Source organism: Dactylosporangium sp. CA-052675, from assembly GCF_050947935.1.
In the GTDB taxonomy this organism is placed as follows: domain Bacteria; phylum Actinomycetota; class Actinomycetes; order Mycobacteriales; family Micromonosporaceae; genus Dactylosporangium.
Map to the genome: position 1 here is coordinate 7,362,997 of NZ_CP192010.1, position 21,175 is coordinate 7,384,171.

Below are 21,175 nucleotides of genomic sequence, written 5' to 3' on the forward strand. Positions count from 1 at the left end.
CTAGGCCGCCGGCACGATCTCGTAGAGGGACAGCAGCGGCTCCTTCGGCGAGGTGGCGATCCCGCCGACCGTGTTGCGGGCGTAGTACGGCAGCCCGGTCATGACCACCGGCACGAACCACGCCTGGGTGGTCAGGTACGCCACGACGCCGCGGTCCGCCGCGTTCTTGGTCTCGCCGGTGCTGCTCGCCGCCGCGTCGTAGCGCGACTGCAGGGCCGGGTCGGCGTACTTCAGCGGGTTGAACGCCGCGGAGGGCAGGAACAGCGACGGCCCCTCCATCCAGATCGGGATCTGGCCGAAGGCGGTCATGAACGCGGGGAACTTCCCGCCGAACGCGTCCGCCGAGTACTGGTTGGCGTTGGCGTAGTCGGTGATGCGCAGGTCGACCCCGATCTGCTTCCACTGCTGCGCGAGCGCCTGGGCCATCAGGTGCAGCTGCTGGTATTCGGGGGTGACGAGGGCCAGCGTGAACCCGCCGCCGTAGCCGGCCTCGGCGAGCAGGGCCTTGGCCTTGTCGACCTGGTACGGGTAGGCGGTGGCGAGGCTGTCGTCGTATCCGTAGCCGCCGGGGACGCTGACCTGGTGCGCCGGCTCGCCGGCCCCGGGGAACAGCGCCTTGGCGATCGCGGCCCGGTCGGTGGCGAAGTTCAGCGCCTGCCGCACGCGCGCGTCGCCGAGCGGCTTGGCCAGCGTCCCGCCGCGGTCGGCCAGCACCACGCCGTTCCACAGGAACAGCGAGGAGGCGACGGTGAGCCCGGCCTGTTTGGCGGCACCGACGGTGGACGGGTCGCCGACGGCGACGTCGGCCTGGCCGGTCTTGAGCGCGTTGAGCACGGCCTGCGGGGTGGTGATGACCCGGATGACCACCTTGCGCCAGCGCACCGCCGGGGCGTTGTAATAGTGCGGGTTCGGCACGTACGTGTAGTGGTCACCGGCGACGGTCTGCTGGGCGTCGAGCATGTACGGTCCCGCGCCGACGGTCGTGGTGCCCAGCGCGCCCGGGTCGGCGAGGCCGCCGCTGCCGATGACCCCGCCGATGATGTAGTCCTGCGTGAGCATCACCGGGAAGTCCGGGTTCGGCGCCGGCGAGGTGATGGTGACCGTCGCGGGGTCGGTCGCGGTGAAGGTGCAGCCGGCCAGCAGCGGCGCCATCTGGCCGGCCGAGCTGACCACGTACTTGAGATGGTCGACGACGTTCTGGGCGCTCAGCGGCGAGCCGTCGGAGAAGGTGACCCCGGGGCGCAGCTTGAGCACGAAGGTCTTGTTGCCCGTGCCCTCGTACGACCACGACTCGGCGAGGCCCGGCGTGAGCGTGCCGTCGGACCGGCGCACGATGAGCGGCTCGTAGGCCAGGTTCTCCAGCCAGCTGTTGTTCTGCGCGGTCTTCGCCGGGTCCAGGGTCTGCGGCGGGGAGGCCGTGACCACGGTCAGGGTGTTGCCGACGGCCGGGTTCGCCTCCGGTGTGGAGCCACAGCCGGAGACCGATAACGCGGCGATGAGCGACAGGGCGGGTATGGCCCGGTCGATGACTCTGCGGCACGTCCGCACGACTCCTCCTACGGGTAGCTGCGGGTTCGCGGGGCCTGTGAGTGGGGTGTTACACCGACGCAATGCCTAGGTAACAACGGCCGTCGATCAAGTGTCAAGACCTTTCTGCGAAGCACTTCGCATCGGTATGGTGGAGCTCCGGTTCCGCGAGCCTCGGAGGACGACGTGTTCCTTGATCGCGACGGCGCCACCTTCCCCACCCGGGTCCACCGCGACATCCGGCTCCCCACCGCCGATCCCGCGGTGACGCTCTCGGGCGACCTCTACCGCCCGGTGACCGGCGAGGCCGTGCCCGCTCTGGTCACCGTGCAGCCCTACCGCAAGGACTTCCTCGCCGGCTCCTCCTACGCCGGGCCGGCCCGGTGGTTCGCCGAGCGGGGCTATGCGAGCCTCGTCGTCGACCATCGCGGCACCGGCGCCTCCGACGGGCAGCGCCGGGCCGAGTTCGACCGCGGCGAGGGCGACGACGCGCTCGCCGCCATCGACTGGATCGCCGCCCAGCCCTGGTGCACCGGCGCGGTCGGGGCGTGGGGCGTGTCCTACGCGGCGAACACGACCCTGCGCGTGGCCGGCCTGCGCCCCGCGCCCCTGCGGGCGGCCGTCGCCATCGCGCACGGACTCGACGCCGGGCGCGACAGCATCCACCCCGACGGCGCCCGCGGCGACCTGCACGCCCTGGCCAACCGTGGCAGCGCGATGCTGCTGCAGCAGCTGCTGCCGCCGCTGGCCGGCTACGCCGCCGCCGACGCGCAGCACCGCTGGCGGACCCGGCTGCGCACGCAGCGGCCGATGGTCCTGGACTACGCCCGGTCCCCGGCCGACGACCCGGTCTGGGCCGAGCGGGCGATCGACGGGAGCCGCATCGTCGTGCCGGTGCTGTGCGCCGGCGGCTGGCGCGACAGCTTCACCCACGCGGTCATCGACGCCTTCGAGCGCATCCGCGGCCCGAAGCGGCTGGTGATGGGGCCCTGGGGCCACGTCATGCCGCAGGACTCGGCCCACCACCCCGTCGGCTTCCTGCAGCTCATGGTGCAGTGGTGGGACCACTGGCTGCGCGGCGTGGCCAACGACGCCATGGCGGCCCCGCCGGTCGTGCTGCACCTGGACGGCCCGCGGCCGCGCTGGCGCGGCTACGCCCACTGGCCCCCGCCCGGGCGCAGCGCCGTGCTCGCCGCCGACGGCGACGCGCTCGTGCCGGCGGCCCCGGACACCGCGCGCCGGCCGCCCGGCCCGCACGTGCCCGACCCGAGCGTCGGCACGCTGCGCGGCCTCGCCGGCATGGGGCTGGGCGAGGCGTGCCCGCCGCTGGACCAGCACGACGACGACCTGCGCTCGCTCTGCGCGACCGGCGCCCCGATCGAGGCCGACCTGCTGCTGGCCGGGCGCCCGCAGGTGCTCGTCCGGCTCGCCCCGGACGAGCACGGCCGGATCGTGCCGCCGCTGCGGCTCGTCGCCCGCCTGTGCGGCGTCGACCCGAGCGGCCGCTCGACGCTCATCACCGCCGGCACCCTGCGGCCGGGCACCGAGGCGGAGCAGACGATCCCGCTGCGCCCGGTGCACCACCGGGTGCCGGCCGGCACCCGGCTGCGCGTCGCGCTCGGCACCGCCGACTTCCCGCGGCTCACGCCGCTGTGCGGCGAGGACACCGTGCACGTCGCCGGGCTGCGGCTGGTCCTGCCGGTCGCCGACGAGCACGCCGGCACGGACGTGGACCTTCCGCCGGCGGACGCGACGGGCCGCCCCGCCGCCGCGGCGCCGAGCTGGCGGGTCGAGCGGGACCACACCCGCGGGGCGACGACGGTGAGCGTCGCGAGCGAGGTGCCGCACACGGTCAGCACGGACGGGCACGTCTACCGCCTCACCAGCCGCCTGCGGGCACACCTGCCGGGCGGCGCGCCGCAGGCCGTGGTGACCAGCGGCACCCAGACGGCGGAGGTGTGGCTGGAGACCGGCGAGCGGATCTTCGCCAGCGCGTCCGTGCGGTGCACGCAGGACGCGCTGCGGGCCCACGGTGTCGTGCGCGTCGGCGCGCTCACGCTCTTCGAGGGGACCTGGACGGCGGAGCTGACCCGCGAGGGCGAGGGCCTTGTTCGTCAGCCGTAACCGTCAGGTAACCATGGGTATCGGTCCGCGTGCCACGCTCGGAGCCGATGCCCGAGTTGCCACTGGACCGGCACGTCGTCGCCCGCGGCACCGACCGCGACGACGTGGACGACCAGTTCGCCCGCGAGCTGCCGGACCACCGCCTCGAAGACGGCCCGGAGGGCCTGCGGCTCGACGCCCGGCTGCACGCCGTCCGGCTGCCGCACGTCGTCGCGCTGTACCTGTCGTACGGCTGCGAGGTCCGCTGCTCCTACGACAGCACCGCGACGTCGGTGTGGATCCAGCTGCCGGTCTCGGGCAGCCTGCGGGTGCGGGTCAGCGGCACCGAGCTGCTGTGCACCACCGCCCAGGCGTCGGTCACCTCCGCGTCCGGGCGGGTGGCGATGGCGTGGAGCCGCGACTGTGCGGCGCTGGCCTTCCGCATCCAGCGGCGCGCGCTGGAGGACGAGCTGGAGTCGCTCATCGACGGCCCGGTCGGGCCGCCGCTGCGCTTCGAGCCGGTGATGGACCTGGCCGGCGAGCGCGTGCGGTCCTGGTTCGCGATCGCCACGGCGTTCACCCGGGAGCTCAACGCCGGCGGCGGCCTGCTCGAGCATCCCCGGCTGGCGATGCACACCGAGCGGCTGCTGCTGCGCGGGCTGCTGCTGTCCCAGCCGCACAGCCACTCGGCGCGGCTGCGCGACGATCTGCCGGAGTCCACGCCGTGGCATGTGCGCACCGCCGTACGGCTGCTGGAGGACCGGCCCGAGCGCGACTTCAGCGCCGCCTCGCTGGCCCGGGACGTCGGGGTCAGCCCGCGCGCGCTGCAGGACGGCTTCCGCCAGCACCTCAACGCCTCGCCCATGCAGTATCTGCGCACCGCGCGGCTCAACCGGGTGCGCGCCGACCTGCTGGCCACCACGCCGGCGACCGCGACCGTCGCCGACGTCGCGCACCGCTGGGGGTTCACCCATCTCGGGCGGTTCGCCCAGTACTACCGCGCCCGCTACGGGGAGTCCCCGTCGGACACGCTGCGCGCCGCCGGCTGACCGCGTCACCGGGTCCGGTCACGAGTCCGCCGCGACGGCGCCGCCGCGGGGTGTTTCGCAGCCGCCGGTGCGGGCAGTCGGGTGGGCGACGGTGCCGGTGCCATCCGCATCGGCACGAGCGACCGACGACGGGAGGGCTCGATGAGCTTCCAGGACAAGGTCCAGCACAAGGCCGAAGAGGCCAAGGGCGCCGCCAAGGACAAGGTCGGCGACATGACCGACGACGAGCGTCTGCAGGCCGAGGGCGAGTCCGAGAAGAGCTCCGCGAACGTGAAGCAGGCCGGGGACAAGGTCAAGGACGCGGCCGGCAAGGCCAAGGACGCGCTGAGCTGACCCGGCGGCAGCCGCGAGAGGCGTTCGCGGGCAGCGCGGCGAGAGCCGGCCGCGCTGCCCGCGGGCGGTCAGCCGGTCAGCTCGGCACCGGTACCCGGACCTTAATGCAGTGCACCGGCGGGTTCAGGCCCCGCTGCGACCAGGTGCAGCCGTTGCCCCACGCCGTGCCGGTGACGTGGGTCTCCGGCAGGGCGTCGATGAGGTCGTAGTCCGAGCAGTGCGACAGGCTCGACGCCGGGGTGGCGGCGAGGATCGCGCCCGAGCCGCAGGCCGGCTCCAGCAGCGTCAGCCACGACCGGATCATGCGCTGCCCCGCCGGCGTGTCGTCCCACCCGAAGTAGTCGAGGTGCACGCCGCCGATGGTGATCCAGGCGCCCCAGTCCTCGCCGTCGTAGCCGTCGTAGTACTTCCACCGGGCGCCGTTGCCCTCGGTGCGGATGAAGGCGTCGCTGGACGACGAAGGCACGTCGATGACGTTGCAGTTGGTCTTGCTGTCGTGGGCGGCCGAGTCGCGGCACAGCACCGCGGTGATCGCCCCGGTCGAGGTGGGCAGCCCGCTGACCTGCACGGTGGTGCCGCTGCCGCACGACCAGTGCTCGGTCGTGGCCGCGGCGGTCCACCGCACGTAGGCGCACTTGCCGTCGGCGGCGGTGTCGGTGACGTTGAGGACGAAGGCGCGCGTGCCGACGGCGTCCCAGCCGTTGGCGACCAGCCGGGCCCCCGGCACGTCGAGCTTGACCTGGACGCCGGTGCCGCCGGTGTACTCCCACGAGCCGGACCAGCCGGCCCCGGAGGCCGCGGCGAACGCGGGCTGGGCAACGATCACGGACGCCGCCACGACGGCGGCGGCGATGAGCACTCGAGTCGATCTCATAGCCGCCGAGTGTGCACAGCCGCACACGCACGGTCGCGTGACTGTCGCCGTTGCGACCCGCCCGCGCGCCGCCCCGTTCCGCCCGGCGGCGGCCCCGTCAGGCGGCGCAGCGGAAGCCCGCGTGGCCGGTGGTGCTGTCGGGGGTGGACGAGGTGCGGGCGGCCACCCGGTAGCGGTTGCAGTACGACTCGTGGCACAGGTACGAGCCGCCGCGCATCACGCGGGTGGTGCCCTCGGGCGGCCCCGCCGGGTCGAGCCGGGTGGCGTCGGAGGGCTCGGCGTGCCACGCCGGGCTGAACCAGTCGGCGCACCACTCCCAGACGTTGCCCGACGTGTTGTAGAGGCCGAAGCCGTTCGGGCGGTAAGCGTCCACGGGCGCGGTGTCCAGGTAGCCGTCGGCGGCCGTGTTGTGCCGCGGGAACTCGCCCTGCCACGTGTTGCAGCGGTGCGTCCCGCGCGGCGTGAACTCGTCGCCCCACGGGAACCGGGCCTGCTCCAGGCCCCCGCGGGCGGCCTTCTCCCACTCGGCCTCGGTGGGCAGGCGCTTGCCGGCCCAGGCCGCGTAGCAGGCGGCGTCGGTCCACGACACGTGCACGACCGGGTGGTTGCGCCGCTCGCCGATGCCGGAGCCCGGGCCGGCCGGGTGGCGCCAGTCCGCGCCCTCCACCGGCAGCCACCACCGCGGCACCCCCGCCGACCGGCCGGCCAGCACGCGCCGCTCCGCCTCGCCCCGCACGAGCAGGTGGAACACGAAGCTCCAGCCGAAGCGCTCGGCCTCGGTCACGTAGCCGGTCGCCTTGACGAACCGGGCGAACTGCGCGTTCGTGACCGCCGTCGGGTCGATGTGGAACGCCGAGACGCGCACCTCGCGGACCGGGCCCTCCCCGTCGCCGGGGAACGCGTCCGGGTCGTCGCCGCCCATGAGGAACGGGCCCTCGGGGATCGCCACCATGCCCTTGAGCACCTCGGCGCGGGTGCGCTCCGGCACGGCGAAGGGCAGCGCGAAGGGCACGTCCGAGGCCCGGTCGGCGGGCGGGTTGCAGCAGCTCACGCCGACAAACCTACGTCGAACGGCAGCCCGCTTCCCGGGTCGCGGCAGATCTCGCGCAGCTGTGCGTAGAGCGCGGCGACGACGGCCGGGTGCGCGTCCCACAGGTTGGCGATCTCCAACCAGGTCCCAGCCGATTCCCAACCTCGCGGTCATCGTGGGGCGGCACACGACGAAAGGGACTTCATGCGCACCATCTTTGTCACCGGCTCGGTCGACGGCATCGGCCTGCGAACCGCCGCCCAGCTCGTCGCCGCGGGTCATCGCGTGGTCCTGCACGCCCGCGACGAGGACCGCGCCGCGGTCGCCAAGGCGGCGCTGCCCGAGGCGGCCGGGATCGCGGTGGGCGACCTGGGCTCGCTCGAGGAGACCAGGGCGCTGGCCCGGTCGCTGGCCGGTTTCGGACGCTTCGACACCATCGTGCACAACGCCGGGATCGCCCGGCTGGACAGCCCGCAGCGGGAGCTGACCGCCGACGGGCTGGAGTCGACCTTCCAGGTCAACGTGCTCGCGCCGTACCTGCTCACGGCGCTGCTCGAGCAGCCGCAGCGGCTGCTGTTCGTGTCGTCGGCGATGGCCGCGGACGGCGTCGTCGACCTCGACGACCTGCAGGGCGAGCGGCGGCCGTGGAACGGCACCGAGGTGTACTGCACCTCCAAGCTGCTCGACCTGATGCTCGCCGTCGCCGTCGCCCGCCGCTGGCCCGGGACCCTGAGCAACGCGGTCGACCCCGGCTGGGTGCGGACCCGGATGGGCGGCGACGCGGCGCCGACGAGCCCGGACGACGCCGCCCGGGCCCAGGTGCGCCTGGCCGCCGGCACCGACCCCGACGTCCTGGTCAGCGGGCACTACTTCAGCGAGCGCGACTGGCGGCCGTCCGCGGCCGTCCTGGACCCGGCGCTGCTGGAGAGCCTGCTCGCCCGCTGCGCCGACCTCACCGGCGTCCCACTGCCCGAGGCGTCCGCCCCGCCCGCGCCTCCGGCACCGTGACCCGGGGCGAGATCACCCCGGCACCGAGCGCCGCGAGCGGCTGATCCCCGGGCGAGGGGTCCCCGAACGAGGCATCCCCGAACGAGGCATCCCCGAACGAGGCATCCCCGAGCGAGGCATCCCCGAACGGTGGGTCGGCTCGCAGCCAGGCCATGGTCTGCTCCACCGAGCGGTCGCGTCCGCGCGCCTCGGCCGCCGCGAACCGGCCCGGCGGGCTGCCCGGCGCGATCTGCGCGAGGTAGCCCGCCAGCTCGGCGTCCATCGCCTCGGCCTGGTATCCCGCGCGATCGCCGAGCGAGCGTACCGTCGCGCGCAGCTGCACCGCGTCCTCGGTCCGGCCCGCGCGGGCCATGAGGTGCGCGTGCATCGCCACGCTCACGAGCCACCCGGTCGTGTCCGCCCGGCGGTAGGCCTCCTCGAGCATCCGCCGGACCAGCGCCGCGGCCGGGACGGGCCGGTCCAGCGACAGCTCGATCTTGCTCATCAGCCACAGCACGGACACCGCCGCCCAGCCGTGGCCGCACCGGTCGGCCTCGTGCAGGGCGGCGGCCAGTGTCGCCTTCGCCAGCGACGCGGGGCCGCACCGGCGCTGCGCCTCGCCGAGGCACATCAGCGCCTCCGCGGCCGTGGCCCGGTGCCCCACCGACCGGGCGAGGGCCAGCGCCTCGCTCGCGTGGCGCATCGCCACCGCCACGGTGCCGCCGCCGGCCTCGAAGTACGCGATCGTCGCGAGGACCTGCGCCCGGACCCCGAGGTCCTCGGTGGCGGCCCCGTGCCGCGCGGCGACCGCGAGCGCCTCCGCGACCCGGTCGAGCGCCCCGCTGACGTAGCGCAGCAGCGCGAGCCCCATGGCCGCGCGGGCGAGCGGCGCGTGCCCGTGCCGCCGCGGATCGCCCGTGCGCAGCGCGGACTCCAGGTGATGCAGGCCCTCGCCGGCGCGGCCCTGGCGGAACCAGAACCAGGAGAGCCCGCCGCCGATGCGCAGCACGGCCGCCGTGTCCCCGGCCGCGCTCGCCCTGCGCAGCGCCGCCCGCACGTTGTCGCTCTCGATGTGCAGCAGCCGCATCCACCGGGCGCTGCCGGGCCCGCGCAGCTCGTCGCCGGCGGTGTCGGCCAGCTCGCGAACCCAGGCGGTGTGCCGGCCCTCCAGCACCGCACGGCGGCCGGCGGGCGTGCGGCGCAGCGCGTACTGGCGGACCGTCTCCAGCATCACGTAGCGCCGGTCGTCGCCGTCGGCCACCACCGCCACGGTCACCAGGGACTTCTCCACCAGGCCGGCGAGGTCGGCCAGGGTGTCGGCGCGCCCGGTGACCGCCCCGGCCGCGCAGAGCCCGAAGCCGCCCTCGAACACCGCCAGCGCCTGCAGCGACTCGCGCTCGGCGTCGTCGAGCAGGTCGTACCACGAGTCCATCAGGCCCAGCAGCGTGGTGTGCCGCGAGCCGGTGCGCGCCCCGGCCAGCAGCGCGAACCGGTCGTCGAGCCGGTCGAGGATCTGCCCCGGGGACAGCACGCGGCACTGCGCGGCGGCGAACTCGATGGCCAGCGGCATGCCGTCGAGGGCCGCGCAGAGGCGGGCGATCAGCCGCCGCTCGTCCGGGCCCGGCGACCATCCGCTCAGCACGGCGGCGGCCCGCGCGACGAACAGCGCGACCGCCTCGCCCCCGACGCCGCCGGACAACGGCGGCACCTCGAACAGGTGCTCCCCGTCGACGCGCAGCGACTGGCGGCCGGTGCTCAGCACGCGCACGTGCGGGCACGCCCGCAGCAGCGCGCGGACGAGCGCCCCGACCGCGTCGGCCAGGTGCTCGCAGTTGTCCAGCACGAGCAGCACCGTGCGCGTGCGCAGCGCCGCGATCAGGGTGTCGAGGCCGCCCGTGCCGCTGATGCCCAGCACCGCGCAGAGCCGCTCGGCGAGCGCCGCGGGCTCGTGCAGGCCGGCCAGCTCGACGAACCACGGGCCGTCGGCGTCGCGGCGCGCGCCGGCCACCGCCAGCGCGAGCCTGGTCTTGCCCATGCCGCCCGCGCCGGTGAGGGTGACCAGGCGGTGCCGGCTCAGCATCTCGGCCACCACCCGCTGTTCGCCGGCCCGGCCCACCAGCGCCGAGATCGCGTGCGGCAGGTTGCCCGGGCTCCCGGCGACCTCGGCGCGGCCGGCGGCCGGCGCGAGCGCCTGGTCCAGGATGTCGTGGTGCAGCCCGGCCAGCTCCGGGCCGGGCTCGACGCCGAGCTCGTCCATCAGGCGGTCGCGCGCCTCGCGCAGCGCCGCCAGCGCGTCGCCCTGGCGGCCGGCCCGGTACAGCGCCCGCGCCAGCAGCGCCCAGCCCCGCTCCCGCAGCGGGTGCTCGGCCAGGAACGCCCGCAGCTGGGCGGCGGCCGTCTCGTGCGCGCCCGACTCGATCAGCGCGGCCAGGCGGTGCTCCGCGGCCCCGGTGCGCAGCTCCTGCAGCCGCTGCGACTCGGCGAGCGCGAACGGGTGGTCGGCGCAGTCGGCGTACGCCGGCCCCCGCCAGAGAGCCAGCGCCTCGTCGAACCGGGCCAGCGCCGAGCGGGCGTCGCCGCCGGCCAGCAGGTCCCGGCCCCGGGTCACGGCCGTGGTGAACCGGTCGGCGTCGAGGGCGCCCGGGCCCAGCCGCAGCGCGTACCCGGCCCCGTCGCGCACCAGCACCCGCCCGGGCTGCCGTGGCCGGTGGCCGGGCTCGAGGGCCCGGCGCAGGACGGACAGGTAGCCCTGCGCGGTGATCCGGGCGCTCGGCGGCGGTTCGTGCGGCCACAGGCAGTCGACCAGCGCGTCGATCGGCACGAACCGGCCGCCGGCGATGACCAGGCGGCACAGCAGCGTCCGCGGTGCCGGGCCCCCCGCGGCGACGGCCCGCCCGTCGTGCCGCACGACGGTCGGGCCGAGCACCCCGAGCGTCAGCTCCGCCCGGGCATCGGGTGCAGCGGCCATGTTCACCTCACGAGCGGGTCCGGATCTTTTCCGAGCCCGCCAGCGTCGCCCATGCACCGTTCGCCTGTCAGCCGCATGTATGACACCCGCGCCCGCGGCCGCGGCCGGGAGCGCGTCACCCGGCGGGGCTCAGCAGGGCGTGAAGAACACCTGCCGGATGCCCGAGGTCACGCCCCAGCTCCCGGCGGGCTGGCCGCAGCCGGTCCACGACTGCCCGATGAGCTGGGTCTTGGCCGTGTCGGCGTAGTAGGCGAAGACCACGAGCAGGTCCCCGCCGGGTGGCGGAACCGGGATCGCGCTCGCGGGAGCCTGGGCGCCGGCGATGACGGCGCCGGTGACCACCAGGGCGAGCAGTGTGCGGCGGAGCATGTCCTGTTCCCTTCGACGATGGGCTGTGCATCGGCTCGGGCCGCGCGGACGGCGGGACCGTCCGCCCGGCACGCTCAGGCGTCCGGCTCGATGTCGAAGCGCAGGGCCGACTCGGCGGCGGACAGGGACCGGGCCACGGCGGCGCGGCCGGGGCCGGACGCCAGCAGGTAGCCGAGCTTGGCCCCGGCCCGGGTGTAGGGCACCACGGCGTCGCCCAGGGCCGCGGCCACGACCACGTCGGCGATCCCGGGCACCGCGCGGGCGGCCTCGACCCCGTCGACGCCGACGAGCTTGCCCTCCACCGGCGCGCCGAGCACGCGGAACGCGGCGTGACCGCGCGGCTCGGCGGAGACCTCGACGCGCTCGCCGAGCGCCATGCGCACGTAGACCTCGGTCGCGTCGACGCCGTAGGCGAGGCCGAGCAGCTCCGCGACGCCGTTGCCGCCGGTGCGCGCGCCCCACTCCCCCACCACGAGGCGGCCGTCGGGGGTGAGCAGCAGGTCGGCGTTGAGGGCGCCCCAGCGGTAGCCGAGCGCGGCGCACAGCTCGTCCAGCACCGGGCGGGCGCGCTCGGCGAGGTCCTCGGTCTGCTCGCCGCCCGGCATCCAGTGCTCGGTGGTGACGAAGTACGGCGGGTCGGTGAGCCGCCGTTCGGTGACCCCGGTCGCGGCGATCCGGCCGTCGACGACCACGGCCTCGGCGGTGAAGTGCCGGCCGGTCAGGTACTCCTCCACGATGACGACGTCCCGGCGGGAGAACGCGGCGGCCTCGGCGAGCGCGGGGCCGAGGCCGGCGGGCTCGGCGACGCGGGTGATGCCGCGGCTGCCGCTGGAGTCGGTGGGCTTCACCATCAGCGGCCACGGCACCCCGGCGTCGCGCAGGCCCCGGCGCGCCTGCCCGTGCGGGCCCTGCCACCAGCGCGGGCCGGGCAGGCCCAGGCCGTCGCAGACGGAGCGGAAGTAGCCCTTGTCGACCGAGGCGCGCACCGCCTCCTCCGACAGCCCGCACGGCAGGCCCAGCCGGGTGGCCAGGGCGTACTGCGACGGCAGGTTCACGTCGCTGGCCGGGGACACGACGCCGTCGACGCGCCGGCCGCGCAGGGCGGCCACGAGCGCGGGGACGGCGAGGGTGCTCACGTTGAGCAGCTCGTCGGCGACGGCGGCGCCGGGAGCGTCGGCCCGCGCGTCGGCGCAGATGGTGTGCACGCCGAGGGTCCGGGCCAGGCGGAGGGTGCCGAGCGCGCCGTCGGCGCCGCCCAGCACGAGCAGCGTCGTCACGAGGCGGCCGCCAGCCGGGCCGGGCGCTGGGCCGGGCCGGGCTCGAGCAGGTCGGCCGGGGCGATCGGGATGTTCGCCTCGCGGATCAGGTACAGCGGGGTGCGGGGCTGGCCGCGGCCGATGTGCACCAGGTAGCGGCCCATCACGGCCAGCGCGGCGAGGGCGATGCCGGCGGCGAGGCAGAGCAGCACCGAGGCGGAGACGCCGGCGAGGGTCACCGCGAGGCCGGCGAAGGCGAGGAGGGCGGCGAGCACGCAGGCGGTGACGGCGGCGGCCATGGTCCGGTCGGAGTACGACACGAACAGCTCCACCGAGTGGCGGGCGAGGCCGCGCCAGCGGACCTTGGGCTCGCCCCGCAGCCGGGGGCGGTGCGCGGTCGGCACCGTCGTCCACGCGGCGGTCAGCCGGGGCACGGTGGCCAGGAAGTAGGGGGTGCCCAGCCGCAGGTCGACGATCCGGCGCGCGAGTGAGGCCCGCACGAGCCGGAACGTGGTGGCCCCGGCGGGCAGCTCGATGCCGAGCAGCCGGCGGGCGATGAGGTCGTGGATCTTCGAGGAGACGCGGCGCGACCAGCGGTCCTTGCGGTCCACGCGGATGCCGAAGACGGCGTCGTAGCCGGTGCGTGCGGTCTCGATCAGCCGGCGGCCCTCGGCCGGGGGGAATTGCAGATCGGCGTCGAGGTGCAGGATCCAGTCGTTGCGGGCGTAGCGGTACCCGGCCGAGAACGCCGGTTCCACCCCGAAGTTGCGAGTAAAGGATAAATAGGACACCCGGCGATCCCGGGCGGCCAGGGCCCGTATTCGGTCCAGCGTCTCGTCGGTGCTCCCGTCGTCCACGAACAGGATTTCGAGGTCATCGAATCCGGCCAATTCGGTCACGATCTCCTCGTAGACCGGGACGATGTTCTCCTCCTCGTCGAGGCAGGGAACCACGACCGTCAGCGTAAATGGATGCACCTGTAGGCCTTCCATCGTCACGGGGGTTGCACCGATCGCAGCGGTGACTGCTGTCAATATCAATACCATCGTCGGACTTCCGATCCAAACGATCGTTTGAAACGATTACGATCAATGATCAAGGCGTCCACCGACGACGGGACACGGGAATGTATGTACTCGGGTTGAGCCAACATCACGACTCGGCCGCCGCCCTGCTGCTCAACGGACAGATCGTCGCGTTCAGCGAGGAGGAGCGATTCACCCGGATCAAGCACGACGGGGCGTTCCCGGCGGAGGCGGTCAAATGGTGCCTCGCCCACGCGGGCATCACCCTCGGCGAGGTCGACCACGTCGCGTACTTCTGGCAGGCCCCGCGCGAGGTCCTGCACGCCGGCACCCACTTCCTGCGGCACCTGCCCGCGACCCTGGCGGTGTTCCGCAACGACGGCGGCGACTACGCCGACCGGGCCCAGAGCCTGCGCTCCACGCTGTCGGGCGGCGGGGCCCAGACGCACTCGGACGACTATCACGTCGGCGGGGCGCTGTTACTGCACCTGCGCCGGTCCATGACGCTCGGGCGCATCCTGCGCGAGGCGGTGGGGTACAGCGGCAAGACGCACTTCAAGGTGCATCTCGTGGACCACCATCACGCCCACGCCGCAAGCGCGCTGCACCTGTCGCCGTGGACCGACGCGGCCCTGATCACCTGGGACGGCATCGGCAGCGACGGCACCTCCACGTTCCTCGGCGTCGCCGACGGGGACCGGATCGTCGACGTGCGCCGGGTCAAGTTCCCCCACTCGCTGGGCGCGATGTACGCGTGCGTCACCGGCTGGCTCGGCTTCCACCCGGCCAAGGACGAGGGCAAGATCATGGGGCTGGCCGCCTACGGCAAGCCGACCTTCGTCGAGGACTTCCGCCAGCTGGTCCGGCTCGAGGACGAGGGCCGCTACGCGCTGGACCTCAGCTGGTTCCGCCACCACGCGACCGGCAAGCACCGGGTCTCGCAGAAGTTCGTCGACCGCTTCGGCCCGGCGCGGCCGAAGACCCGCGACGCGGTGCCGCAGCACTACGCCGACATCGCCTACGCGCTGCAGAACACGCTCGAGGAGGCCGGGCTGCACGTCGCCCGCTGGCTGCAGGCGCACACCGGGCGCACCCGCCTGTGCACCGCGGGCGGGGTCGCGCTCAACAGCGTCATGAACGGCAAGATCCTGCTGGAGACCCCGTTCGAGGAGTTCTTCGCCCAGCCCGCCTCGGCCGACGACGGCTCCGCGCTCGGCGCCGCGATGATCGTCAGCAGCGAGCGCGGCGCGCCCCGGCACCGGGGCAACTACATCTTCCTCGGGCCCGAGTACACCGAGGCCGACATGGAGAAGGCGCTCACCGAGGCCGGGCTGGCCTACACCCGCCCGGAGCGCATCACCCGCACGACCGCCGAGGCGGTCGCGGCCAGCAAGATCGTCGGCTGGTACCAGGGCCGCATCGAGGCCGGCCCGCGGGCGCTGGGCAACCGCTCGATCGTCGCGGACCCCCGCGGCTTCGACACCAAGGACCGGCTCAACGAGAAGGTGAAGCACCGCGAGCCGTTCCGCCCGTTCGCGCCGTCCTGCCTGGCCGAGCACGCGGGCGAGTACTTCGCCAGCGGCTACCCGAGCCCGGTGATGCTGCTGGTCTTCGACGTGCTCGAGCACCAGCGCACGGTGGTGCCGGCGATCACCCACGAGGACGGGACCGCGCGGGTGCAGACCGTCTCGCGCGAGGACAACGCGCTGTACCACGAGATGATCACCGAGTTCCACGGCCTGACCGGCGTCCCGATGGTGGTCAACACCTCGTTCAACGACAATGAGGAGCCGATCGTCTGCACCCCGGCCGACGCGGTCCGCTGCTACCTCAAGACCGGCATGGACGCCCTCGCGCTCGGCCCCTTCTGGACGGAGAAGTCGTGATCCGACGCTGGGGCTGGCTGCTGGCGGGCGTCGCCGGCGGCGCGCTGACCCTGCTGCTCATGGTGGTGCTGCCGCCGGACCGGACCATCGACAACCCCGCGGAGTTCGTGCTGCGCCTCGCCCCGGTCGTGTTCGCGGTGCTCGCCATCGGCGGGTTCCCGCAGCGGCCGGGGATCGGCCTGGCCCTGCTCGCGGTGGTCGTGGTCGGCTACATGGGCGTGGTCGACACGCTCTACACGCTGCGCGTGCTCGGGCTGGCCGACGCGACCGACCAGGCGGCGGCGTTCCCGTCGTTCTACCAGATGGCGATCTTCGTCAACGCCTTCACGATCCTCGCGGTGCTGTTCGGCTACCGGCTCGGCGGCGCGCCGTCGGGCCGGGTGCTGCGGCTGGGCTTCGCGGCCACGCTGGTGCTCGTCTCCGGGCTCAACGACATCACGTTCTACTACCTCTACGACTGGCCGGACGGGCGCCCCGAGCGCTTCGCGTGGGCCTCGCACATCACGGTCTTCACCGGCTCGCCGGCCTCGCCCGCGGGTGCGATCGCCTTCTGCGCCGTGCACCTGCTGCTGGCCGGGGCCGTCCTCGCCCTGCCGTGGCTGCGCACCCGGCTGCAGACCCGGCTGCCTAGTCGACCAGGGTCAGCAGCTTCCGCGCCACGTTGATGCCCTGGCGCATCGCCTGGTCCATGTCGATGTACGTGTAGGTGGCCAGCCGGCCGGCGAGGACCCGCGGCGGGCCGGGCAGCTGGGCGAGCAGCTTCTCGTACTTGCGGTGCAGGTCCCGGTTGGTCCCCTGCACGTCGTCGACCGGGTAGTGGCGGGCCGGGGCGTTGGGATACTCGTAGCTGACCATCGTCCCCGGCTCCCGCTGCCCGCTCATCCACTTCGTCTCGATCGCGCGGGTGTGCGGGTGCTGCAGGCCGGGCGTGTTGAGCACCCCCGCCGGCAGCACGTGCTCGGCGTCGGGGAACCAGCGGTGCACGAAGCGGACCCCGCGCCAGGCCAGCGGGCCCAGCGCGTCGGCGAAGAACTCGTCGAGGGCGCAGGTGAGCACGACCGCGGCGGCCCCGGCGCACAGCTCGTCCCAGTCGGCGACGGTGACCGGCGTGCCCAGGGTCACCGGCACGCCGCGCAGCAGCCCGTCGACGAGCCGCCGGTAGCCGCCCTCCGGCCAGCCCTGGTGCGGGTCGCGGAACAGGTCGAGGTGGCCGTCCTCGCGCAGCTCGATGCGGCGGGGCGCCCAGACCGCGGCCAGCTCGCTGGGTTCGCAGCCCCACTGCTTGCGGGTGTACCCCTCGATGTACTCGCGGTACAGCGTCTCGCCCATCAGCTCGATGCACCACGCCTCGAGGTTGTCCCCGCCCGGGTGCTCGGGGCGCGCGGCCAGCTCCCGCTCGATCACCGGCCACTGCGGCAGCTCGCGCAGCTCGGACAGCTGCGGCGGCCAGCTCATGATGCGGCCGAAGACCTCGGTGCGCACGCGGTGGCGGTACGGCCGCATCGGCACCAGCGTGTTGACCAGCCGCCACACCTCCTCGTCGGCGGTGTGGAAGATGTGCGCCCCGGTCGGTTCGTAGAGGATGCCGGCCGCCGACGCGGTGCGCAGCTGCCCGCCCCAGTCCGGGTCGGCCTCGATGACCTCGACCGCCCGACCGGCCCGGCGCAGCTCGTGGGCGACGGTCGCCCCGGCGAGGCCGGCCCCGACGATGCGCACCGGGCGCGTGGCTGTGATCGACACTGATCAGCCTCCAGACCAGACCTCGGCGTCGGCGAGGAACGCGTTCGCGGAGGTGGCCGCGATCTCCGTGCCGCCCAGGCGCAGGCGGCCGCTCTCGCACGGGATGTACACGTTGGTGAGCCGCAGCCCGTTGCCCGGGAACGCCTCGACGCCGATCGCGCGCGGCTGCCCGGCCCCCGTGATCTCCAGCTCGGCGTCGGCCGCGCTCGCGCGCAGCCCGGCGGCGTGGTCGAGCTCGAGGCGCACCGGCGCCACCGTCACCGCCGGCTCGGGCCAGGGCAGGCCGGCGACCTCCGGGAAGTGCCGCACGAACGCCTCGGCGAGCCAGCGGCCCAGGTCCGGGGACTCGGTCGCGATCCGGACCTCGCCGTCGTACCACACCACGAGCGCCGTCCCCGCGCCCCGCACCGACCAGTCGACCCGCCACGCGGAGGCGAACGCGACGGTCCGCTCGCCGTCGCGGAGCGTGAGACCGGGGTTCGCCCCGAACAACAGCACCGACACGCCACGAGCATACAAGCCATCGATGCCCATAAGCTGTTGTCATGCAGGGGAACCTTGCCGTGCGCTTCGCCGACCCGGCCGCCGCCGACCCTCCGGCGGGCTGGGCCGAGCTGGTCCGCGACGCCCCGCTGCACCCGGTGTGGGACTGGTCGCTGGTGCGGGCCGTGGCCGCCGCGCGCCGCGGGGCGACGGTCGCGGCGGTGGTGCTCGACGGGGACCGCGCGGTCGCGCTCGTGCACGCCCGGCTCATCGGGCCGGGCGGGACGGTGGCCGACGTGGAGTGCCCGGGCTCGATGTCCCTGCCCGGTGTGGCGCTGCCCGGCGACCTCCCGCCCGGCCTGGCGACCGGCCCGCCCGAGCGGCTGGGCGCCGTGGCGGCGGCGTTCGAGGCGGCGCTGCGCCGGCAGCGGCGGCGGGTGCGGGCGGTGTCCTACCGGCAGGTCTACCCCGGCGCGCTGCCGGTGCTGGCGCGCGGCGTGGGGCTGGTGCGCCGCGGCGACGACGTGGCCGTGCTGCGCAACCGGTTCGCCAGCTACGAGGAGTACCTCGCGACGCTGCCCAGCAAGCGCCGGCGTGACCAGGGCCGGCTGGTGCGCCAGACCGACGGGGACCCCGGCGTGACCGTCCACTTCGGACCGCCGCCGGAGCGCTTCGACGCCGCCGCGTTCCACGCGCTCGCGGAGCAGACCGACCGGCGCAACCATCGCCGCCGGTTCCCGCCGCGGCGGCGCTGGTCGCTGGAGTTCCACGCCGCGCAGGCCGCGGTGCCGGGGGCGCGGCTGCTGCGCTACACCGCCGCCGACGGGCGGCTCGTGGGGGCCACCATCACCTTCGACCACCCGTCGGCGCCGCTGGCCGGGCCGTGGGCGGCGCTGGACCCGCGCGAGGGCGGCCGGTCGGGCATCTGGTACGAGCACTTCGCCCGCTCGCTGCGCTGGGCCATCGAGTCGGGGCGCGGCGGGTACATCGCCGGCAAGGGGCTCATGGCGCAGAAGGCCGAGCTCGGCTTCGAGGCGGTGCCCCAGTTCACCGTGCTGCGCCGGCTCGCCGGGGCGGGGTGATCAGCGCGGCCGGCGCAGGACGAGCCACTGGGGGACGATGTCGTAGCCCAGCTCGGCCTTGAGCTCCACCAGCCCCTTGCCGCCGATGACCCCGGCCCGCCCGGACTCGATCGCCCACCGCAGGATGCGCGCGTGCTGGTCGAACCACAGGCCCCGCGGCCCGCCCTCGTGCGGGTCCAGGGCGCCCCAGGGGCCGGCCAGCGGTACCGACGGGTGGTCGAAGTTGATCCCCAGCCCGACGAGCTGCCCGGCGCGCTCGTAGCGGGCCGCCAGCACCCCCGGGACCGTGGCCATCGCCGAGCGCAGCGAGTGCGACAGCCGCCGCGGCCGGGGCCAGCGCCGGGTCTCGTGGCGGCCGCTGGTGGTGTCGGCGAGCGCGTTGAAGCGGTCGAGGTCGACGGGGCCGGTGAGCGGGCCGAACGAGGACTCCAGCCCCGGCTCGCGGGCCACGAGCTTGACCTGGCGGCGCTGGCTGGCCCGGCGCGACTGGCTCAGGCCGGCGAGGTAGCGCTCGTAGTCCTCGAACGTGTTCGTGAACATGGTGACCGGCAGCCCGCGCCCGACCAGGCTCAGCCGCCCGGCCACGACGGGCAGCTCGCCGGCGTAGACCGAGCGGTACGCGACGGCGCGCACCCGCCGGTGCTCCTTGCGCAGCGCCGCCTCGAACGCGGCGAGGGCCGCGGCCAGCAGCGGCCCGTCGCCGGCCGCGCCGCCCGCCGGGTCGAGGGCGCCGGGCAGGCCGCCGCGCAGCACCAGGCCGGGCATCGAGGACGAGCCCGGGCAGCCCACGTCGGCCAGCGTGCGGCCCGGGCCGGTCAGCCGGGCGTACACCAGGCCGGCCACCTCGCCCCCGTCGCGCAGCAGCGCGGCCACGGCGGCGCCGCGGCGCGGGCCGGCGGCGGCGTGCACGACGGACCAGCGCCAGACCGGGTGCGCGGCGCCCTTGTCGACGAAGTCGTCCCAGCCGGGCGGCGGCTCGGCCCGGGCGGCATCGGCGAACGCCACTTCGAGTTCCATGCCCTTAAATATAGGGATGCGTGCGGGAACGGTGGCGCTGCTCGTGGCGGGGCGCGGCACGGCGCGGATCGCGCAGTGGGCGGCCGGCGTCGTGCTGCTGGCCGCCTGGGGCCCGGTCGCCTTCGCCGCCTACGCCGCCGCGACCGGGGTGATGAGCTGGCTGTTCGCGCTGTCGGGGGGCACCGAGCGGGCCGCGCTCGTGCTCGTCGGCGCCCCCGGGGGCCGGCGGCTGGAGCCGCTGTTCGTGTGGTTCGCCCTGGCCCCGTTCGCGGCCGCGCTGCTGGGCTGGGCCGCCGTGGCGCTGCTGGCCCCGGGCCACCCCGCGGTCACCTACGCCGCCGCGGCCGCGCTCTACACCGGCACCGGCACGGCCACCGTGCTCGTCGGGCTGTGGCGGCTGCGCGGCGCGGCCCGCGCCGACGCCGCCGCGTTCGCCACGATCGGGGCCGGCTACGGCGTCGCGGTCGCCCTGGCGCTGCTGGCCGGGGCCGGCGTCGGGGTGATCCTCGGCGTGCTCACCGCGACCGCCGGGCTCGTCACCGCCGTGCTGCTCGCCGCGCTGTGGCGCACGGTGCCGGTGCGCCCGGCGGTGCCGCGGGCCGAGGCGCTCGGGGCGCTGCGGGCGGTGGGCCTGCTCGCGGCCGGCGAGGCGGTCGCGCTGGCCGGGGTCCCGGTGTTGTACGCCGAGCAGGCCGGACGCGTCCCGGCCCCGCAGATCAGCGCCTTCTACGTCGCGATGCTCGTCTCGGGCGCGGCCGGGGTGCTGTGGGGCTATCTGCTGCGGCTGTGGCAGCCGCGGCTCTCGGCCTGGCTGGGCGCGCACCCCGGGGCGGCCGCCGCGCTGGTGCGCCGCGTGGCCCTCGGCGCGGCCCTGGCCGGGGCGGGCGTGAGCGCGGCCGGCACCGCGGCGCTGCTGGCGTGGGGGCCGAGCGGGCCGCTGCTCGTCGCGGCCGTCGCCGCGGAGATCGCCGTCTACACCGCCGTCACCTGGGCCGGGTTCGTGGTGGAGAGCGGCGACGACCGCGCCCGGGCCCGCTCCACGCTCAGCGGCGCGGTGGCGCTCGCGGTGACCGCCGTGGCCGGTTGGTGGCTCGTCGGGGCCGGCGGGGCCACGGGGGCGGTGCTGGCGCTGGTCGCCGGGCTCGCCGTGCGGGGGCCGCTGCTGCGGGTCGGCGAGCGCTCGGCCCGGGCCGGCCGGTGACCGCCCCGCCTTCGTCGGCAGAACGGCCACCGGAGTTCAGGGCGCGCAGCTGAGCACCGTGGCCTGGCACCTGGGCGGATGGCCCGCGGTGGCCGGGTTCGGCGGGGCGCTGCCGCTGCCGGCGCTGGTCACGTACCTCGCGGGCGGCCTGCGCAAGGAGCGCGCGCAGGACGCGGAGGACGCGGCGCGGGCCGAGGCCCAGGTGCCGGTCGCCGCCTGAGGCCCGGCCCGTAGCGGTCCGTTGA

20 protein-coding genes are annotated in these 21,175 nt (G+C 75.3%); 9 read left to right on the forward strand and 11 right to left on the reverse strand.

The features are described 5' to 3' along the window. Nucleotides 1-1,548 carry an ABC transporter substrate-binding protein gene (locus ACQP1P_RS32745; RefSeq protein ID WP_433076752.1) on the reverse strand — a complete coding sequence of 516 codons (1,548 nt, stop codon included), beginning with the start codon at nucleotides 1,546-1,548 and terminating at the stop codon, nucleotides 1-3. A gap of 165 nt (nucleotides 1,549-1,713) precedes the next feature. On the opposite strand from ACQP1P_RS32745, the gene ACQP1P_RS32750 reads away from it, so the two are divergent. The 3 genes from ACQP1P_RS32750 (at nucleotide 1,714) to ACQP1P_RS32760 (ending at nucleotide 5,012) form a co-directional block, all read left to right on the forward strand. Further along, nucleotides 1,714-3,651, forward strand: coding sequence for a CocE/NonD family hydrolase (locus ACQP1P_RS32750; protein WP_433076754.1), 1,938 nt, complete (start codon nucleotides 1,714-1,716; stop codon nucleotides 3,649-3,651). A 47-nt stretch (nucleotides 3,652-3,698) separates the two neighbouring features. Then, on the forward strand, nucleotides 3,699-4,679 hold the full coding sequence (locus ACQP1P_RS32755; RefSeq protein WP_433076756.1) for an AraC family transcriptional regulator: 981 nt from the start codon (nucleotides 3,699-3,701) through the stop codon (nucleotides 4,677-4,679). Nucleotides 4,680-4,820: 141 nt separating this feature from the next. Beyond that, nucleotides 4,821-5,012: a CsbD family protein gene (locus ACQP1P_RS32760; protein WP_433076758.1), complete on the forward strand. Its 192-nt coding sequence runs from the start codon at nucleotides 4,821-4,823 to the stop codon at nucleotides 5,010-5,012. Nucleotides 5,013-5,088: 76 nt separating this feature from the next. Here ACQP1P_RS32760 and ACQP1P_RS32765 read toward each other — a convergent pair whose 3' ends face one another. The 3 genes from ACQP1P_RS32765 to ACQP1P_RS32775 form a co-directional block, all read right to left on the reverse strand. Then, complete coding sequence (locus ACQP1P_RS32765) at nucleotides 5,089-5,886, reverse strand: hypothetical protein (RefSeq protein WP_433076760.1); 798 nt, start codon at nucleotides 5,884-5,886, stop codon at nucleotides 5,089-5,091. A gap of 97 nt (nucleotides 5,887-5,983) precedes the next feature. Continuing rightward, a complete protein-coding gene (locus ACQP1P_RS32770) occupies nucleotides 5,984-6,937 on the reverse strand; it encodes a formylglycine-generating enzyme family protein (protein ID WP_433076762.1) in 954 nt (317 codons plus the stop codon). Beyond that, nucleotides 6,934-7,056, reverse strand: a complete 123-nt coding sequence (locus ACQP1P_RS32775) for a hypothetical protein (protein WP_433076764.1) — start codon at nucleotides 7,054-7,056, stop codon at nucleotides 6,934-6,936. Before ACQP1P_RS32775 ends, ACQP1P_RS32770 begins: the two co-directional genes overlap by 4 nt. A 64-nt stretch (nucleotides 7,057-7,120) precedes the next feature. Here ACQP1P_RS32775 and ACQP1P_RS32780 point away from each other — a divergent pair, with 64 nt between their 5' ends. Next, on the forward strand, nucleotides 7,121-7,924 hold the full coding sequence (locus ACQP1P_RS32780; RefSeq protein WP_433076766.1) for an SDR family NAD(P)-dependent oxidoreductase: 804 nt from the start codon (nucleotides 7,121-7,123) through the stop codon (nucleotides 7,922-7,924). On the opposite strand, the gene ACQP1P_RS32785 is transcribed toward ACQP1P_RS32780, so the two are convergent. The 4 genes from ACQP1P_RS32785 to ACQP1P_RS32800 form a co-directional block, all read right to left on the reverse strand. Then, nucleotides 7,869-10,871 (reverse strand): ATP-binding protein, encoded by a 3,003-nt coding sequence (locus ACQP1P_RS32785; protein WP_433076768.1) that lies wholly within the window; start codon nucleotides 10,869-10,871, stop codon nucleotides 7,869-7,871. The genes ACQP1P_RS32780 and ACQP1P_RS32785 overlap by 56 nt on opposite strands. Nucleotides 10,872-11,000: 129 nt before the next feature. Then, on the reverse strand, nucleotides 11,001-11,240 hold the full coding sequence (locus ACQP1P_RS32790) for a DUF6289 family protein (protein WP_433076770.1): 240 nt from the start codon (nucleotides 11,238-11,240) through the stop codon (nucleotides 11,001-11,003). Between the two features lie 74 nt (nucleotides 11,241-11,314). Continuing rightward, a complete protein-coding gene (locus ACQP1P_RS32795; protein ID WP_433076772.1) occupies nucleotides 11,315-12,517 on the reverse strand; it encodes an ATP-grasp domain-containing protein in 1,203 nt (400 codons plus the stop codon). Further along, complete coding sequence (locus ACQP1P_RS32800) at nucleotides 12,514-13,542, reverse strand: glycosyltransferase family 2 protein (protein ID WP_433076774.1); 1,029 nt, start codon at nucleotides 13,540-13,542, stop codon at nucleotides 12,514-12,516. Before ACQP1P_RS32800 ends, ACQP1P_RS32795 begins: the two co-directional genes overlap by 4 nt. Before the next feature lie 95 nt (nucleotides 13,543-13,637). Between ACQP1P_RS32800 and ACQP1P_RS32805 the strand changes: the two genes are divergently transcribed. Continuing rightward, on the forward strand, nucleotides 13,638-15,407 hold the full coding sequence (locus ACQP1P_RS32805) for a carbamoyltransferase family protein (RefSeq protein ID WP_433076776.1): 1,770 nt from the start codon (nucleotides 13,638-13,640) through the stop codon (nucleotides 15,405-15,407). Continuing rightward, nucleotides 15,404-16,072 (forward strand): hypothetical protein, encoded by a 669-nt coding sequence (locus ACQP1P_RS32810; protein ID WP_433076778.1) that lies wholly within the window; start codon nucleotides 15,404-15,406, stop codon nucleotides 16,070-16,072. The genes ACQP1P_RS32805 and ACQP1P_RS32810 overlap by 4 nt, the downstream gene beginning before the upstream one ends. On the opposite strand, the gene ACQP1P_RS32815 is transcribed toward ACQP1P_RS32810, so the two are convergent. Both ACQP1P_RS32815 and ACQP1P_RS32820 read right to left on the reverse strand, forming a co-directional pair. Then, nucleotides 16,035-17,147: a UDP-galactopyranose mutase gene (locus tag ACQP1P_RS32815; protein WP_433076780.1), complete on the reverse strand. Its 1,113-nt coding sequence runs from the start codon at nucleotides 17,145-17,147 to the stop codon at nucleotides 16,035-16,037. The genes ACQP1P_RS32810 and ACQP1P_RS32815 overlap by 38 nt on opposite strands. Nucleotides 17,148-17,150: 3 nt before the next feature. Further along, nucleotides 17,151-17,651: a hypothetical protein gene (locus ACQP1P_RS32820; protein WP_433076782.1), complete on the reverse strand. Its 501-nt coding sequence runs from the start codon at nucleotides 17,649-17,651 to the stop codon at nucleotides 17,151-17,153. Between the two features lie 41 nt (nucleotides 17,652-17,692). Here ACQP1P_RS32820 and ACQP1P_RS32825 point away from each other — a divergent pair, with 41 nt between their 5' ends. Continuing rightward, nucleotides 17,693-18,712 carry a hypothetical protein gene (locus ACQP1P_RS32825; protein ID WP_433076784.1) on the forward strand — a complete coding sequence of 340 codons (1,020 nt, stop codon included), beginning with the start codon at nucleotides 17,693-17,695 and terminating at the stop codon, nucleotides 18,710-18,712. Here ACQP1P_RS32825 and ACQP1P_RS32830 read toward each other — a convergent pair whose 3' ends face one another. Further along, nucleotides 18,713-19,729, reverse strand: a complete 1,017-nt coding sequence (locus ACQP1P_RS32830) for a hypothetical protein (RefSeq protein ID WP_433076786.1) — start codon at nucleotides 19,727-19,729, stop codon at nucleotides 18,713-18,715. It lies immediately after the preceding gene. Between the two features lie 16 nt (nucleotides 19,730-19,745). Here ACQP1P_RS32830 and ACQP1P_RS32835 point away from each other — a divergent pair, with 16 nt between their 5' ends. Continuing rightward, on the forward strand, nucleotides 19,746-20,930 hold the full coding sequence (locus ACQP1P_RS32835; RefSeq protein WP_433076788.1) for a hypothetical protein: 1,185 nt from the start codon (nucleotides 19,746-19,748) through the stop codon (nucleotides 20,928-20,930). A 58-nt stretch (nucleotides 20,931-20,988) separates the two neighbouring features. Beyond that, complete coding sequence (locus ACQP1P_RS32840) at nucleotides 20,989-21,150, forward strand: hypothetical protein (protein WP_433076790.1); 162 nt, start codon at nucleotides 20,989-20,991, stop codon at nucleotides 21,148-21,150. The last annotated feature ends 25 nt before the right edge of the window (nucleotides 21,151-21,175 follow it).